Origin of the sequence: Butyrivibrio sp. INlla14 (assembly GCF_900102515.1) — a bacterium.
Classification (GTDB): domain Bacteria; phylum Bacillota; class Clostridia; order Lachnospirales; family Lachnospiraceae; genus Butyrivibrio.
On the sequence record NZ_FMVS01000035.1, the window covers coordinates 1 to 16,974 of the forward strand.

The 16,974-nt window shown below is 40.9% G+C and carries 14 protein-coding genes and 1 riboswitch; of the genes, 12 read left to right on the top strand and 2 right to left on the bottom strand.

Going from position 1 to position 16,974, the window contains the following annotated elements:
* The 8 genes from BLO53_RS16905 to thiT form a co-directional block, all read left to right on the top strand.
* Window positions 1-482, top strand: a 482-nt coding sequence (locus tag BLO53_RS16905; RefSeq protein WP_242875399.1) for an IS66 family transposase, incomplete at its 5' end; no start/stop codon positions are given.
* A gap of 300 nt (window positions 483-782) precedes the next feature.
* Window positions 783-1,448 (top strand): DUF3990 domain-containing protein, encoded by a 666-nt coding sequence (locus BLO53_RS16910; RefSeq protein WP_092064289.1) that lies wholly within the window; start codon window positions 783-785, stop codon window positions 1,446-1,448.
* The gene (locus BLO53_RS16915) at window positions 1,429-2,067 is read left to right on the top strand and encodes a helix-turn-helix domain-containing protein (RefSeq protein ID WP_092064292.1); all 639 of its coding nucleotides are present in this window, start codon (window positions 1,429-1,431) and stop codon (window positions 2,065-2,067) included. Before BLO53_RS16910 ends, BLO53_RS16915 begins: the two co-directional genes overlap by 20 nt.
* A gap of 541 nt (window positions 2,068-2,608) precedes the next feature.
* On the top strand, window positions 2,609-2,800 hold the full coding sequence (locus tag BLO53_RS16925; protein WP_092064298.1) for a type II toxin-antitoxin system HicA family toxin: 192 nt from the start codon (window positions 2,609-2,611) through the stop codon (window positions 2,798-2,800).
* 18 nt (window positions 2,801-2,818) lie between these two features.
* Window positions 2,819-3,217 carry a type II toxin-antitoxin system HicB family antitoxin gene (locus tag BLO53_RS16930; RefSeq protein WP_092064301.1) on the top strand — a complete coding sequence of 133 codons (399 nt, stop codon included), beginning with the start codon at window positions 2,819-2,821 and terminating at the stop codon, window positions 3,215-3,217.
* A 393-nt stretch (window positions 3,218-3,610) separates the two neighbouring features.
* Complete coding sequence (locus tag BLO53_RS16935; protein ID WP_092064363.1) at window positions 3,611-3,937, top strand: type II toxin-antitoxin system RelE/ParE family toxin; 327 nt, start codon at window positions 3,611-3,613, stop codon at window positions 3,935-3,937.
* Between the two features lie 10 nt (window positions 3,938-3,947).
* Window positions 3,948-4,238, top strand: coding sequence for a helix-turn-helix domain-containing protein (locus tag BLO53_RS16940; RefSeq protein ID WP_092064366.1), 291 nt, complete (start codon window positions 3,948-3,950; stop codon window positions 4,236-4,238).
* A gap of 108 nt (window positions 4,239-4,346) precedes the next feature.
* A riboswitch (TPP riboswitch) is annotated at window positions 4,347-4,449 on the top strand.
* Between the two features lie 173 nt (window positions 4,450-4,622).
* Window positions 4,623-5,330: an energy-coupled thiamine transporter ThiT gene (gene thiT, locus BLO53_RS16945; RefSeq protein ID WP_092064304.1), complete on the top strand. Its 708-nt coding sequence runs from the start codon at window positions 4,623-4,625 to the stop codon at window positions 5,328-5,330.
* A gap of 88 nt (window positions 5,331-5,418) precedes the next feature.
* On the opposite strand, the gene hflX is transcribed toward thiT, so the two are convergent.
* Window positions 5,419-6,747, bottom strand: coding sequence for a GTPase HflX (gene hflX / locus BLO53_RS16950; RefSeq protein WP_092064307.1), 1,329 nt, complete (start codon window positions 6,745-6,747; stop codon window positions 5,419-5,421).
* 333 nt (window positions 6,748-7,080) lie between these two features.
* Window positions 7,081-8,091: an aspartate--ammonia ligase gene (asnA, locus tag BLO53_RS16955; RefSeq protein WP_092064310.1), complete on the bottom strand. Its 1,011-nt coding sequence runs from the start codon at window positions 8,089-8,091 to the stop codon at window positions 7,081-7,083.
* A gap of 283 nt (window positions 8,092-8,374) precedes the next feature.
* Between asnA and BLO53_RS16960 the strand changes: the two genes are divergently transcribed.
* From BLO53_RS16960 to BLO53_RS16975, 4 genes are all read left to right on the top strand, one after another.
* Window positions 8,375-8,614, top strand: coding sequence for an HPr family phosphocarrier protein (locus tag BLO53_RS16960; protein WP_092064313.1), 240 nt, complete (start codon window positions 8,375-8,377; stop codon window positions 8,612-8,614).
* Between the two features lie 297 nt (window positions 8,615-8,911).
* Window positions 8,912-11,431: an ATP-dependent DNA helicase gene (locus tag BLO53_RS16965; RefSeq protein ID WP_092064316.1), complete on the top strand. Its 2,520-nt coding sequence runs from the start codon at window positions 8,912-8,914 to the stop codon at window positions 11,429-11,431.
* A gap of 520 nt (window positions 11,432-11,951) precedes the next feature.
* The gene (locus BLO53_RS16970; protein ID WP_092064319.1) at window positions 11,952-13,595 is read left to right on the top strand and encodes a GGDEF domain-containing protein; all 1,644 of its coding nucleotides are present in this window, start codon (window positions 11,952-11,954) and stop codon (window positions 13,593-13,595) included.
* A gap of 577 nt (window positions 13,596-14,172) precedes the next feature.
* Window positions 14,173-16,845, top strand: a complete 2,673-nt coding sequence (locus BLO53_RS16975) for a valine--tRNA ligase (protein ID WP_092064322.1) — start codon at window positions 14,173-14,175, stop codon at window positions 16,843-16,845.
* Window positions 16,846-16,974 lie beyond the last annotated feature (129 nt).

Sequence of the window (16,974 nt, forward strand, 5' to 3'; positions counted from 1 at the left end):
GCATACAGAATGAGCCTGATCGGGAATGGAATAAGAAGATGTATAAACTTCTGCGGGAAATGGTTCATTACCGAAATGGCATTGATGAAACCACAGGATTTGATGAAAAAACTGTCATGGCATTTGAAGAAAGATATGACAGCATCCTGGAAGAAGCCCGAGAAGAATACGAATACATTCCACCCAGTAAATACTATAGGGAAGGCTATAACTTATACAGACACATGGCGAAGTATAAATCCAGCCATCTGCTATTTTTACATGATATAAGAGTTCCGCACAACAATAACATGGCGGAACGTCTTTTGCGTGCCTATAAACGCAAGCAACACCAAGTCATGAGTTTCCGCTCGGATGCGAGCATTGATTACCTTTGTCAGAGCATGAGCATGCTTCTGTCATTAAGACAGGATTCAGAATCCAGCGTATATGACAGCGTATCGAAGATCTTCGATAGACAAAAGGCCGGTAGATCGACTTGATGAATCAAGTGTAGTCTACCGGTCTTCTCATCTCAAGCTAGGGTCTGAACTGTAACAGTAAATGAAATGATATTGAGGCTGTAATGTGATAATAGTTTGAAAATGTATCGCTGTAGAGATATAATAAAAGTGTCTCTACAGCGATATTTTTATGATATGAGGAAATTTCTCCGAAATTCCTATATCATAAAAAACGTTCCACTGTGGATGCGCACCTCGCGGATATGAAGTTTATTGCTTCGCAATACCGCTCGGGCGCGAAAGAGTCGTTAGCGACACTTTGTTCTGTGCGAGGTTATTATGGTTTTATATCACGGTTCTGAGAATATTATATATAATCCTGTATATGGTGTTGGCAACGCAGGTAATGATTATGGGAAGGGCTTTTACTGCACTGAGGACAAGGAATTGTCCAAGGAATGGGCATGTAAACGAAACGCTGACGGATTCTCTAATTGCTATGAACTTGAAACAGAAGGCCTATCTTTTTGTAATCTGAATGAGGATTACAATATTCTGAATTGGCTAGCTCTTTTGACCAAATACCGAGGCTATTGGCAGAGGAAGAGCATAGCGGAGGAAGCCAAGATTTTTTTGCAGGAAAAATATCTTGTGGATATCTCTGGATTTGACGTGATAAAAGGGTATCGCGCAGATGATTCCTATTTTTCATTTGTTCAGGATTTTATTATGGGAACTATCTCTCTACAGAAATTGAGCAGAGCAATGAGGCTTGGAGAGCTTAATGATCAGATTGTCCTTAAGAGCAAAAGAGCCTTCGACAGCATCAGATTTGTGAGTTACGAGAAAGCTGAGTGCAACCTGTATTTTAATAAAATGATAAGCAGAGATAAAAAGGCCAGAAGCCAGTATCAGGAGCTGAGGCCTTCGGCCAGATTGATGGATGAAATCTATATTCTCGACATAATGAGGGGAGGTGTGCCTGATGAAATGCTGCGCTTATGATGAAATGTACTTGCCACTGGCACAACGTGTTATGGGAGATATGTTTGACTATGCGGTCAATACTATTGGCCTAACGCTACGGGCGTTCTATGACATGTTTATGGTAAGTGGCATGAATAGCCAGTTTGAAATTGGAAATCCCACATATGTTGCTGGTAAAAATGGCTGCGAAGTAGCCAGGGAAGTTATCGAGAGAAGTTCAGACAGGCGCATAGAAATGGAAGATGTAATGTATCTTGATAAGTCCAGGGAGTATTGGATTGGATGGGCACTTGCGTATTACCAGTGGATTTCTGGAATGAGTTTCAAATCAATTGATGAGCATGTGCCTGTAGATATGCTGTATGGAATGTACGACACGCTTCACGAGGCTGATATTTCTTTATTTGTCGAAATCATGGATGAGAAGTGCAAGACCAGTGGAGAAGAGAGTGCTCTTAAGCGCCTTAGGATGTATGCGGAATTATCCCAGAAAGCTCTGGCTGAAAAATCAGGAGTGCCACTTAGGCAGATACAGCTCTTTGAGCAGGGGCAGAGAGATATCCACAAGACACAAGGCGCGACCTTATACCAGCTTTCCAAGGCTCTTGGATGCTCTATGGAGACACTGATCAGATGATTATTTATCAAAATTGTCATAAAAAAGTTTTAATTGCAAGATTATTATGTAATACAGTCTGCAAAACCACCGTATTCCGTCAAATTCTTGCGATTTTCTTAAGATTTCCTTGCGATTTTATTAATGTTGTCAAAAAACTATTTACAGAATTATTATTTGCTGTTATTCTAACGCAAGTGGTTTTGAGATATTAAAATTTTAAAACTTCAGCTTTATTCTAAGCAACTAATTATGCAGACAGCGTGTCTAATTCGCTGGAACTTCCTTGAACAAGAATTCTTGCATGATTAGTATCTTCAAACACTTGACCTATAGGGATTATCCTTAAGAGTCCTTGCACGTGCCATTGATGACGGCAGCGACATATGTAGCGGGAACTACTTTTGCGCGCTTGTCACGAGATGTGGCTTATCTGTGCCTTTCTTTAAGTGCGCTATTTTGGCAATAGACGCATGTCTTTGATCCCTATAGGTTGGTGGATTGTCTAAAAGATTAAGGAAATTGACATACGTATTAATTACGTATACTATTAAGGAGTAATATGGCAACTGTATCTGAGATAGTCAGAAAAATAAAAAGAAAAACAAATTGTTATATATTAAGACATGGTGCTGAGCATGATATCTGGATTAATCCAGACAATGGAATAGAGTTTACTATACCAAGGCACCCTAGTAGAGAACTGGCAAGTGGAACTGCCAAAAGTATTCTTAGGGCAGCAGGACTTTTATAAAGACGAGGAGGAACAACAATGGCAAAATATATATTTCCAGCAATTTTTACTCCAGAAGGAGAAAATGGTTTTTCAGTCCGATTTCCAGATGTGAATGGGTGTTTTTCTTCGGGAGATGATTTGGCGGATGCTTTAAAAATGGCTAATGATGCTTTGGCAATTATGCTAGTTCACTATGAAGATAATAAGCGCGAGATTCCTATGCCATCTAACATTTTATCGTTGAAAATGAAGAGGGGTGAGTTTTCATCTTTGATCAGCGTGGATACAGTAGCATATAGACATACTTTGAATAATATGGCTGTAAAAAAGACTTTATCTATTCCAGCATGGCTTAATGATGCCGCAACTGCTGCAGGAATCAACTTCTCTCAAACATTACAGGATGCTTTGAAGGAGCGATTGCGTTTGTACTAATGTGTCAAAGATCTATTTGCAGAAAATAAATTTGCATTAAATACTTATTACTAAACTTCAGCTTTATTCTAAGCAACTAATTATGCAGACAGCGTGTCTAATTCGCTGGAACTTCCTTGAACAAGAATTCTTGCATGATTAGTATCTTCAAACACTTGACCTATAGGGATTATCCTTAAGAGTCCATGCACGTGCCATTGATGACGGCAGCGAGTTAAGTAGCGGGAACTACTTTTTTGCGCACTTGTCATGAGATGTGGCTTATCTGTGCCTTTCTTAAAATGCGCTATTTTCAGAACTAGACGCATGTCTTTGATCCCTATAGGTGGGTGGATTGTCTAAAATACTAGAGGAGATTGATAATACATCAAAAATGATGTATTGTTTATATGGATGGAAATATTTGATTATGTGACCTTGGGAGGGAAGAATCTGATAATCGACTATATTGATTCTTTACCCGCGTCTGAAAGACTAGAGTTATATGATATACGAAATGAAATAAGAGAAAGTGGGCTAGATGCCTTTGAAAAACTCAATACACGTCAGCTTAGGGGGAAACTTTGGGAAATAAAGGCATCTCAAACAAGAATTATGTACATTGTAATCAGCACAAATGGCGTGGCTTTTTTGCATATATGTAAAAAGAAAAAAGGTAAGGCAGAGAAAAAGGAAATCGAAAAGGCTTTATCTAGAGCTAAACGTGAAGGGCTTATGTAAGGTGATTGATATGTTGGTAAAGAGTAGTTATGAACAAGAGAAAAAAAAGGTAGAAGAGATTATTGCAAGTGATGCGGAATTAAATAGGCAGCACGAATTATTTAAAGCGGAAATGGCATTTAAACAGGAAATGATCAATGCCCGAAAGGCGCAATCTCTCACTCAAAAGGACGTAAGCCGTTTGTCCGGGCTATCCCAGCAGGCAATCAGCAGAATAGAAAATGGAGCAAGTGGGACTATATGCACAGTGATAAGATATCTTGACTCTATTGGGTATTCTTTATCAATTAAGAAAAACTAGTGTGATAACTCCTTTATCTATAATTACATCAGTAGTATTCTAATTTATTTAGTATTTTTTACTCACTTGACATTCCCTGCGCAGAAGAGTTTAATGTAATAGAATAAAAAAAGCCGCTAGGGGAGCTATGCTGAGATTGAACGCTACAAGCGTCTAACCCTTATTACCTGACACGGATAATGCCGGCGTAGGGAAGCTACATGTTCTGATAATTGTAAATTACTTGATTACAAGTTTTTCGCGTGATCACTGAGATGAATCTGAGAGTTTGGAATCACAATTTCAAAGTCGGAGAGATTTACGAAAGGTATATTTGCTCAGAACAACTTAAAGGGAATATAAGATTCCTCCCTGGATGCGGATAAATCTAGGGAGGATTTTTTAATGGGATTATTTTTAGAAAAAGTAGTTGAAGATGGAGATGTTTACTACAATATCACCAAGGGAGGATATGCACTTGTTGTAGTTCTTGCACTTATAGCTTTTGCAACTATCAGCTTTTTCAAAAACGCTGATGGAAAAGGCAAGATGAGCGTCAAGCAGATCACAGTGTCAGCTCTTTGCCTTGCTCTTGCATTTGTTCTTTCAAACATCAAGCTTTTCAAGCTTCCAATGGGCGGTTCACTGACAGTATTTAGCATGTTTTTTGTAACATATATTGGTTATCTGTATGGCCCAAGAGTCAGCTTGTCTGCAGCATTTGCCTATGGACTTCTTCAGATGATCGCAGATCCATATATCATTAGCGTTCCTCAGCTTCTGTGCGATTACATCCTTGCATTCGGCGCACTTGGTCTTGCTGGATTTTTCCACAATAGCAAGGCTGGAATGCTCAAGGGTTACTTTGCAGGAATTTTCGGAAGATATGTCTTCTCTGTTTTGTCAGGTGTGATCTTTTTTGCAGATTACGCTCCAGAGGGTTCATCAGCACTTGGTTATTCACTTACCTATAATGCTTCCTACATCGGAGCAGAGGCCATTCTTACAATTGCAGTTATGGCAATTCCTGCAGTTCGCGTAGCTCTCCACAGAATCAAGGCAGAAGCTCTTGAAAAGAGTGTGAGAAAAGAACATCAGACTGCAAATGCCTGATTTTTGAGAACAAATTCAATATTTGATGAATAAAAAAGATTTGTTACCCTTTTTCACCAAATTTGGGGTAACAAATCTTTTTTTCTAACTACATAATATATTCTGCAAACCTGGCGTATTCCTTGGTGCTTAACATTGCGCTGACCTTGACGCCTTCTGGCAGGTATTCACTGGCCTTAACCTTGCCGGCTTCATTTAGCATATTAAGAAGACCACCCTCTGAGTAGGGCAGGAGCATATCGCACATAGTATCGTCTGCGCCAAGTTTTTTCTCTATAAGATCGATAAGAGTATCAAGGCTGCCCTGATCCTTGCCGCAGATGTAGGCCCTGTCATCCACAGTCCTTGGAACATCCATAACAAGCTGATCATTATCCCGCTGCTCATCCTGCACAAGATCTGATTTGTTGAAAACATAGATAACTGGAATGTCTCCGGCGCCAATCTCTGCCAGGGTTTCTCTGGTCACATCCATGTGAAAACGATATTCAGGATCAGCAAAATCAATGACCTCTAGAATAATGTCGGCGTACTTGGCTTCTTCCAGGGTTGAACGGAAGGCTTTGACCAGAGAGTGAGGGAGCTCACTTATAAAACCTACGGTATCTGTCAAAAGAAATGGTCTCTTCCCGGGAGCTGCTATCTTTCTGACAGAAGTATCCAGAGTTGCAAACAGCATGTCTTTTTCCAGAACCTGCTTATCTTCAAAGGCTTCGCCGCCATAGAGGCGAAGAAGATTATTCATGATCGTGGATTTGCCGGCATTTGTGTATCCTACAAGAGATATCTTGGGAATTCCCGAATCTATACGCTTGCCGCGCTGAGTCTCACGCTCTTTTTCCACAGCTTCTAGCTCTCTTCGAAGCTCAGCCATTCTGTGCTCAATGCGTCTTCTGTCAAGCTCAAGCTGCTTCTCACCTGAACCCTTATTGGAGAGCCTTCCGCTTCCTCCGCCCTGCCTTGAAAGAGAACTTCTCATTCCCACAAGCCTTGGCAGCATGTACTGAAGCTGGGCATATTCAACCTGAAGACGAGACTCCCTTGTCTTGGCCCTTTGGGCAAAGATTTGCAGGATAAGCCCAGTCCTGTCGATAACTTCGGTGTCTAGTATCTTCTCCAGATTTCTGATCTGCATAGGGGAAATATCGTCATTAAAAATAACGATGCTGGCGTCAAACATCTCAATTGCGCCTTTTATTTCTTCGACCTTACCACTTCCCACATAGGTGCTGCGGTCTGGGCTTGGAAGATTCTGAGTTGTAGTGCAGGCTACTTTGATATCAAGAGCCTTAGTCAGCTCTTTTAACTCATTCATGGACCTTTCAAACTCATCCTCTGACTTATTAGTGTTAAGCCCAACAATCACCGCCTTAACCTGCGGCGTATCTTCAATTATCTGATGGAGTGTATTCTTCAAACCATTCCTCCTTTTCTTCAAAGACTTATCTCATTTTAAAAATATTAGCAATGCACAAACCAACTGGTATATACGCACTATCAGCAAAAAACACATTATAATCGGTATATATACACTATCAGCAAAACGGCGTATTCTGCGGTAGTAAGAGGATAGATGAATATTATTTTGCGACTTTTTAAGCTACGTAGATGAGACCAATCAATTTCGAGTGCCTCTGCACGATGAAATTGATGCTCTGGGCTCATCGAAGTGTCCAGCTTAACAGGAGCAAAAAATATTTATCTGACGATTATCACCACAGAATACGCCGTTTTGTTCGAAAATTATATATTACAGCAATTTAATTCCATTCTTGTCGCACTCAGTCACCATTTCTTCTGGCCAGATTGAGCACTGAACCTCTCCAATATGCGCCTTCCTAAGGAAGAACATACATATTCTGGACTGTCCGATACCACCACCAATTGTGTACGGAAGATCCTTTTCTAAAATAGCCTTCTGGAATGGGAGATTAGCTCTCTCTGTGCAGCCGGCCTTTTCAAGCTGTGACAAAAGAGATTTCTCATCAACCCTGATTCCCATGCTGGAAAGCTCAAGAGCTATATCAAGAATAGGATAGTAAACAATAATATCAGCATTCAACTGCCAATCGTCATAGTCTGGAGCACGTCCGTCGTGTTTGTCGCCAGAAGCAAGTTCATCGCCAATCTGCATGATACATACAGCGCCCTTAGCCTTGGCAATGTAGTATTCACGTTCCTTGGGAGTGTTGTCAGGGAACATATCCTCAAGTTCCTGAGTAGTGATGAAAAAGATTTCATCAGGCAAGATCTCTTCTATATAGTCATACTGGATAGACATGAACTTCTCAGTCTTGCGAAGAACCTTGTAAACATCACGAACTGTGGCCTTCAAGAAGTCAAGATTACGGTCCTTCTTTTCGATAACCTTCTCCCAATCCCACTGATCAACGAAGATTGAGTGGATGTTATCAGGAATCTCATCACGTCTGATAGCATTCATATCAGTATAAAGACCTTCACCAACGCCAAATCCATATTTTTTCAGTGCAAATCTCTTCCACTTGGCAAGAGAGTGAACAACCTCGGCTGGCCTTTCATTTTCATTAAGAATGTCAAAAGAAACAGGTCTTTCCACACCATTAAGGTTATCATTAAGACCTGACTCGGGTGTAACAAATAAAGGCGCTGTAACTCGAAGGAGGTTCAGCCTTGTAGCCAGCATGCCCTGAAAAAAGTCTTTTACAGTCTTGATTCCGATCTGAGTATCATGAAGATCCAGAGCGGATTCATACTTCTTAGGGATTTTGAGATTCTCCATAATTAATATGCTCCAATTCCAAATTCATATTTTTTGGTTAACTTATTACATATTAAAACGGTGTATTCTAGATTGCAAGGGTTTTGTTTATCCAGTATTCATGCGCTTCTGTAAGGGGTTACAAAAAATTCGTGATTTCGTCACAGTTTCGTCACAATTTCCTATTTACATATACAAACTCGTAGTGTATATTACACAGAAGTATTTAAATGTTTTTATTGTTCCGTTACAAAGTATGTTAACGGTTTCTGGGATAAATGGATGGATCCCAAGGAGGTTTTTTATGATAGGAAATGTTAATAAGAAGCACATAATGTTGAAACCTGCACAGGTTGAGGACTTTGTCAAGGAAGCTACTAAGTGTGATTTTGACGTGGATATATATTACAACAGATATGTAGTTGATGCGAAGTCTATTTTAGGAGTATTTGGCCTTGATCTTACCAAGACTCTTACAGTTGAGTATCAGGGAAATAACCAGCAGTTCGAGCAGTACCTTAATGGTCTTGCAATCGCTGGCTGATAAATTAGCTTTTTTCATTATTATTTGAATTGTTCAACATACATTATATTTAAGAGGATGAGATATCTTTACCGATGTCTTATCCTCTTTTTTTCTTTATTGCAGGCCTGATTGCTACATGATTGTTTTTTGATTGGCCACCAGATGGTACAATAGACTATAGATTTTGGTGGCTTGTTTTCAAGATTTTTGACATAAAATGGCAAAAATCTATGACTTCCTGCAGACAAAGAGTAATATACGTCCGCAGGAACCTAATAAATTAGGAATTGGCAAAATATCCACCCAGGAGAAAATATGTTAGAAATAACACTTTCCGTCCGCGGCCTTGTAGAGTTTATCCTAAGGAGCGGCAGCATAGATAACAGAATTCATCAGGCTCCTACAGATGCCATGCAGGAAGGCGGCAGGATTCACCGCATGATTCAAAAGAGCATGGGGCCCGACTACCACGCAGAGGTACCACTTAAATACGTCCACAGCACAGAAAACTACGACCTCGTTATAGAAGGCAGAGCTGACGGTATTCTGGACAAGTATTACGGGCAGGAGGATGCCTACGATCCACAGGCGAGCTTTGTTCTGACAAGTTCTAGTAACACTCAGGATGGTCCTATGACTCCGTCCCTTAGGTCCACCCAGAATTGTACACTTCCTCTGATTGACGAAATAAAGGGCACCTACAGAGACCTTTCCAAGATGAAAGAGCCTGTTGATGTGCATCTGGCTCAGGCTAAAGTTTATGCCGCAATCTACGCAAGGCAGGTCCATTGCCCTGGAATCAAGGTCCGCATGAGCTATTGCAACATAGATACTGAGGAGATGAAATACTTCGATTTTTCCTATTCCTATGAGGAGATTAAAGCCTGGTTTGATGACCTCATAAAAAAATATCTCAAGTGGTCGGATTTTGAGTATGAATGGGGAATATCACGTACCATGTCCATAAAAGCTGTTCAGTTCCCCTTTCCTTATAGAGATGGGCAAAAAGATCTGGCGGCAGGCGTATATAGAACAATTATCCACGGAAAAAAGCTATTTTTAGAGGCACCAACTGGAACAGGCAAGACTATAACCACAGTTTTTCCCACGGTTAAGGCAATCGGAGAGGGCAAGGCTTCAAAGATCTTTTATCTTACAGCCAAGACAATCACAAGAACCGTAGCAGAGGAGGCTTTTGATACCCTCAGATCTGGACAGAATCTCAGGTTCAAGACTGTGACCATAACCGCCAAGGACAAGATATGTTTTCTGGATGAAAAAGAGAGAAACTGTAATCCTGAGGCTTGTCCCTATGCAAAGGGCCATTATGACCGTGTAAACGACGCAATCTACGACCTTCTGACAAACGAAGACTCTTTTGACAGGGAGAAGATAACAGAGTATGCCGAAAAGCACCAGGTATGCCCCTTTGAAATGTCGCTTGATATGAGTCTTTGGGCTGATGGTGTTATCTGTGATTACAACTATGTCTTTGACCCCTTCGTGTATTTGAGAAGATTCTTTGCAGAAGGCAGGAAAAATGACTATGTATTCCTGGTTGATGAGACGCATAATCTTCTTGATCGCGGCAGAGACATGTACAGCGCATTTCTTAGAAAAGAGAGCTTTTTGGAGCTTAAAAACACAATAAAAGAGTTCCATCCGCAGATAGCGGGACACCTGGAAAAATGCAACAAAGCCATGCTGGAGATGAAAAGAGCCTGCGATGGCTGTAGCAAACTTTCTACAATAGATAGTCTTATAAATCCGCTAAACAGGCTGGCGGGCATAATTTCAGAATATCTTGAAGACCATTCAGAGGGGCCTTGTAGAGATGAAATTCTGGAGTTTTATTTTGATGTCTCAAGGTTTCTTACAATATATGATCTTGTGGATGACCACTATGAGATGTTTAGCGAGTTTTCAGAGGATGGAAGCTTTTTAGTGAGACTATTTTGCGCAGATCCTTCCAGAAATTTAGCGGAATGTATGGCAAGAGGCAGGTCTTCTATTCTCTTTTCCGCAACGCTCCTTCCTATCCAGTACTATAAAAAGCTTCTCGGAGGTACAGAGGAAGACTTTGAAATCTATGCCAAGTCTGTATTTGACCCGTCGAGCCTTGGTGTATATTTGGGAGTTGACGTTACCAGCAAGTATTCTGAGAGAAGTCCCCAGCAGTACTACAATATTGCAAGCTATATAGATAGCGTAGTGAGGGCAAGAAGTGGAAACTATCTTATATTCTTTCCTTCGCACCAGTTTCTTGAAGATGTTCTTGAGATTTATGAGGAAGAATTTTTAGATGAAGAGGACACAGAGATTCTTGTCCAAAGAGATTACATGAGCGAAGAAGCTAGAGAAGCCTTCCTTGAAAGGTTTTCCACAGGAAATAATATGGACCTTTCAAAAGTTATCCACATGGATTTGGAAGTTGTGGAAGATAAGAATGTTATTGGCTTTTGCGTCATGGGCGGAATATTTAGTGAAGGAATAGACCTTAAATACGATAGCCTTATCGGTGTAGTGGTAGTAGGGACAGGTATTCCTCTTGTATGCAATGAAAGAGAGATTCTTAGGGAATACTTTGAAACAAAGGGCTACGATGGCTTTGATTATGCTTACAGATTTCCAGGTATGAACAAGGTACTTCAGGCAGCAGGCCGCGTAATAAGAACGGAGGACGATAGGGGAGTTGTAACTCTTTTGGACAATCGTTTCACGCAAGCAAGTTATAAATCTCTTTTTCCGAGGGAGTGGAAGGGTTACAAAACGGTCACGACTAAAACAGTCAAAAACGAGATTCTCCAGTTCTGGTCTGAAAGAAAAGGTGACTAAAAGGTTTATTTTTCCCAAAAAATAAAAAAGAGGATGAAAATGGTTAACATAAAACAAAATTACTATAATTTATGTAAACCATAAAAATCCTTAAATTGTATCAATTGTTCGAACAATAATGCGTATTTTTGAATAAATGATGTAAAAGTTATAAATTAATGACATTGTTGTCATGTGGATAACTCTGTGGAAATTGGGGATATGTTGGTGAACAAATTTACGAAGCCCAGTAAATTGGCGGTTTTACGATAGGTGCAAAAATATACTAATAAACGAGCAAAAATAATCATATGACTAAGAAAGTCAACGGATATATGTAAACCACATTAGGAGGCGACACCTATGTCATAAAAATATAGAAACCCTAGTAACCATGCATGTTTCACACTTGAAATAGCATGGCTACTGGACCTAAAATTTCTTGCATATAAAAGAAAAACTGTTGTAAAATATAAAATACACTTATAAACGGATGAATGTTTAATTGTTGACACTATTTTGTTGTGGGCGGGGATAATATATGAATATCAAAGATTACAACAATGAGATTCAGACATTAAACAATGAACTGATGCTTGCCAGATCATCTATGTCTGGTAGCTATATTGGTATTTGCAATCGTCTTGTCAGGGCTGCCAAGAGGCTGGATGATAACAATCTGGTGGGGTATGCCTATTATTATCTTGCGGATGCGTATTATCTTTTGAGCACCGACTATCGCAAGTTCAACCAAAATCTCCTAAAGGCAATTGAATATCTTCAGGCTGAGGGCGACAAGGAGCATCTTGCCAGATGCTACAACCTTTTGGGCATCGATTCCTTAAACCATGGAAATAGTGAAATGGCCCTTGATTTCTTTATGCGCGGGATAAAATACTGCGAGGATCTGCCAGATAGCGCTATTCCGGGATTTATGGAATTTAACATCGGCCACATATACTACACCTGCGATGATATGAAATCAGCCCTTTCCTATGTTCGTTCCGCTTATAAGCACATAAGGCGCAATCGCAGGGAAAGCCTCTACTACCGCAACATTCTCTTTTGCCACCTGATGCAAACAGGCTGCTACATTAAGCTTGGGAAAAGAGATTCAGTTTTAAAATGTCTTGAGTCTATAAGAAAGCTGTCCCAGTCCCCAAATTTCAACGAGGAAATAATGGGAAGCATTCCAGTTCTCGATACTAAGATGAGAGCATGCCATTTTCTTGGGGATAAAGAGGGGTTTGACAAATGTTTCAACGCCCTTAATGAAATGATACGGAATAACAACTTCTCTTTGGATGATATGGAGGACGTATTTAATACAGCCAGGTTCTATCTGAGTATTGGCATGGTAGAGGATGCTATCAGGATTGCCAGATATAAGGAAGGATCTCTTGGTGATCTTAATATTTCGAATATTCGTTTAAACCATGCAAGGCTCCGCTGCGAAATATATCAGATGACAAATGACGATAAGGCCAGACAGGCGGCCCTTGAGGACTTTTTTAGATATACTCAGGAATTTGAAAAAGAGAAAATGGAAAGCTACAAGTTTTTTGCCAGAATGAGGGAAAAGCTCGCCAGAATAGAAAAAGAAAACAACATGCTTCAGAAAAAGGCCCAGACAGACGAACTTACAGGCCTTGGAAACAGATACGGTCTCAACCAGTTTGCAGATCATGCCTTTGAAAAGGCTTATGGCAGGGGCAGGCATCTGGCAGTGGAACTTCTTGATGTGGATAACTTTAAGGCATTTAACGATACTTACGGCCATCAGGTGGGGGATCTGTGCCTTAAGCATATCGCAGGTGCAATCAAGCAGCTGTGCGATAGCAGAAGTGGAATTCACGGTTTTAGATATGGCGGCGATGAATTTGTTGTAATCTATGAAAATATGAAGGACGACAGAATCCTGGAGTGCGCAAGAGGCCTTAGAGAGAAGGTTGCCGACATTCCTGATGAGATAAAAAAATATATCGGCGACAAGAAAGTTAGTATTTCCCAGGGAATTCGCAACTCTGTTCCTCAGGAGACCAGTAAGCTCTGGGATTACATGTATGCTGCCGATAACGCTCTCTATGATGTTAAGAAATCTAAAAAAGGCGAGATAGCCCTTTTGCACAGCGCTGTTATCTCAGAATCCTCCCTGGCTGAGGCTACCTATGCGATTGTGGAGTAAATACTTGACACAAATTTTTTTTACTTATATAGTTATTCATAATTAAACATTAAAGGTTATGAGAAAGAGGAGTACATATTTAATCCTGCCTAAAGAGAAAGTGCCTGTCTGGCTGGTTTTATTCTGACTAGTCATTCGGTGAGAGGGCGCTGACAGTGAGGATATGGAAGGTAGCTTTTGAACCGGGCACCCAGAACGGAGTCGGTAGTACTGATCCCATAAGTGTTCCCGCGTTATCTGCGTTAACGGATAGAGCATTTGAGCAGAGTACTTGCCGAGGTCCTTTCGAGGCTAGTACGAGCCATGGGTGAACACTTGACGAGGTTTTTACGAGTCTAGTGAGAATCCCAGAGCAGAGTACTTGCCTGACGTATACAATTGCTCCAGATGCTTACTGAGGCGGAATTTTTCCGCGAACTAAGGTGGTACCGCGTATATTTATTGATATTGCGCCCTTAGCAGTCCAAGAAGGCTGCTAAGGGCTTTTCTAATGGACTTATATAGTAACAGGTTGTAGCTTATGCATGTTGCGAAGATATAACCGTCCTCTTAGCAAATATTTAAAAGGAGATAAGTCATGAAGAAAGAACTCGCAAAAACTTATGATCCCAAAGACATTGAGAGTCGTCTCTATGCCAACTGGGAAGAGAAAAAGTACTTCCATGCTGAAGTTGATGAAACCAAGAAACCTTTTACTATCGTAATCCCACCGCCAAACATCACAGGTAAGCTCCACATGGGACATGCTCTTGATAACACAATGCAGGATATCCTGATCCGTTTCAAGAGAATGCAGGGCTACAATGCACTTTGGCAGCCAGGAACAGACCATGCTTCTATCGCAACAGAGGTTAAGATCATCGATACCCTCAAGAAAGAGGGAATCGACAAGAGAGACCTTGGTCGTGAGAAATTCCTTGAGAGAGCATGGGAGTGGAAAAAAGAGTACGGCGGAACAATCATTCAGCAGCTCAAGAAGATGGGCTCTTCCTGCGATTGGGACAGAGAGCGCTTCACCATGGATGAAGGCTGTAACGAAGCTGTTACTGAAGTTTTCTGCAAGATGCATGAAAAAGGCTATATTTATAAGGGAAGCCGTATCGTAAACTGGTGTCCTGTTTGTAAGACATCTATCTCTGATGCTGAGGTTGAGTACGAAGAGCAGGCTGGCCACTTATGGCACATCAAGTACCCTATCATCAACGAGGATGGCTCTGCTTCCAAGACTGAGTTTATTGAGTTTGCCACAACACGTCCTGAGACAATGCTCGGCGATACAGCTGTTGCTGTAAACCCAGACGATGACAGATACAAGAGCTTCAAGGGCAAGAAAGTTCTTTTACCTATAGTAAATAGAGAACTTCCAATCGTTGAGGACTCTTATGTAGATATGGAATTTGGTACTGGTGTAGTTAAGATCACTCCAGGTCACGACCCTAACGACTTTGAAGTAGGAAAGCGCCACAACCTTGAAGAGATCAATATCCTTAACGATGATGCTACTATCAATGCAAATGGTGGCAAGTTCGAGGGAATGGACCGCTATGCTGCAAGAGAAGCCATTGTAAAAGAGCTTGATGAGATGGGACTTCTTGTTGAAATCGAGGACTATTCTCACAACGTAGGTACACACGACCGTTGCCACACAACAGTTGAGCCTATGATCAAGGCACAGTGGTTTGTTAAGATGGACGAGCTCATCAAGCCAGCAGTTAAGGCAGTTAAGGACGGCGAGATCAAGCTCATTCCTCCTAGAATGGAAAAGACATACTTCAACTGGACAGATAACATCCGTGACTGGTGTATCTCAAGACAGCTCTGGTGGGGACACAGAATCCCAGCATATTACTGCGATGAGTGCGGCGAGACAATAGTAGCTAAATCAGCTCCTACAGTTTGCCCTAAGTGCGGCAAGACTCACTTTACTCAGGATCCTGATACACTTGATACATGGTTCTCATCAGCACTTTGGCCATTTGAGACTCTTGGCTGGCCTCATGATACCAAGGAACTTAAGTACTTCTTCCCTACAGATGTACTTGTAACAGGCTATGACATTATCTTCTTCTGGGTAATCAGAATGATCTTCTCAAGCTATGAGAACATGGGAACATATCCATTCCACACAGTTCTCTTCCATGGCCTTGTAAGAGATTCACAGGGTAGAAAGATGTCCAAGTCCCTTGGAAATGGTATCGATCCTCTTGATATCATTGAGAACTACGGTGCTGACGCTCTTAGACTTACTCTTATCACAGGTAATGCGCCTGGTAACGACATGCGTTTCTATAATGAGAGAGTTGAGAACAGCCGTAACTTTGCAAACAAGGTATGGAATGCATCAAGATTTATCATGATGAACATGGCAGAGGATGCTAAGAGCGCTATCAATCAGCCTATGCCAGCAGCACTTGAGCCAGTTGATAAGTGGATCCTTTCTAAGCTCAATAATACAGTAAAAGAAGTTACAGAAAACATGGAGCACTACGAACTTGGTATTGCTGTTCAGAAGGTTTATGACTTTATCTGGGATGAGTTCTGTGACTGGTATATCGAGATGGTTAAGCCTCGTCTCTACAATTCAGACGACGCAGCATCTCACGAGGCAGCTCTTTGGACACTTCAGACAGTACTTCTTAATGCCCTTAAGCTTCTTCACCCTTATATGCCATTTATTACAGAGGAAATCTTCTGCACAATGCAGGATGAGGAAGAATCCATCATGATCTCCAAGTGGCCTGAGTACAAGGATGAGTGGAACTTTGCAGCAGAAGAGAAGGCTATTGAGACAATCAAAGAGGCAGTTAGAGGAATCCGTAACGTTCGTACACAGATGAACGTTGCTCCTTCAAGAAAGGCTGCAGTTTATGTAGTTAGTGACAAGGATGAAGTTCTTGACATCTTCAGAACTGGTAAACTCTTCTTTGAATCACTTGCTTATGCTTCTGAATCTTTCTGCCAGAAGGACAAGACAGGAATTGCAGATGACGCAGTATCAGTAGTTCTTGCAGAAGCTACAGTTTACATTCCTTTCTCAGATCTTGTTGATATTTCAGCAGAGATCGAGAGACTTAAGAAAGAACAGGCTAAACTTGAGGGCGAGCTTAAGAGAAGCCAGAACATGCTCAGCAATGAGAAGTTCCTTTCTAAGGCTCCAGCAGAGAAGATTGCTGAGGAAAAAGAAAAACAGCTCAAGTACCAGCAGACTTATGACCAGATAAAAGAGAGACTTGCTCAGCTTTCTAAGTAAAGATATTAGATTCTTGTGGGCACATTTTGCTACTAGTATTTGTTACCCGTAGAAGTGACTTTTACGGGTAACAAATATTGTTTTTTAAAGATTTGCTGGAATTTTTTTAGAAAAAACAAGTGAAAAAAG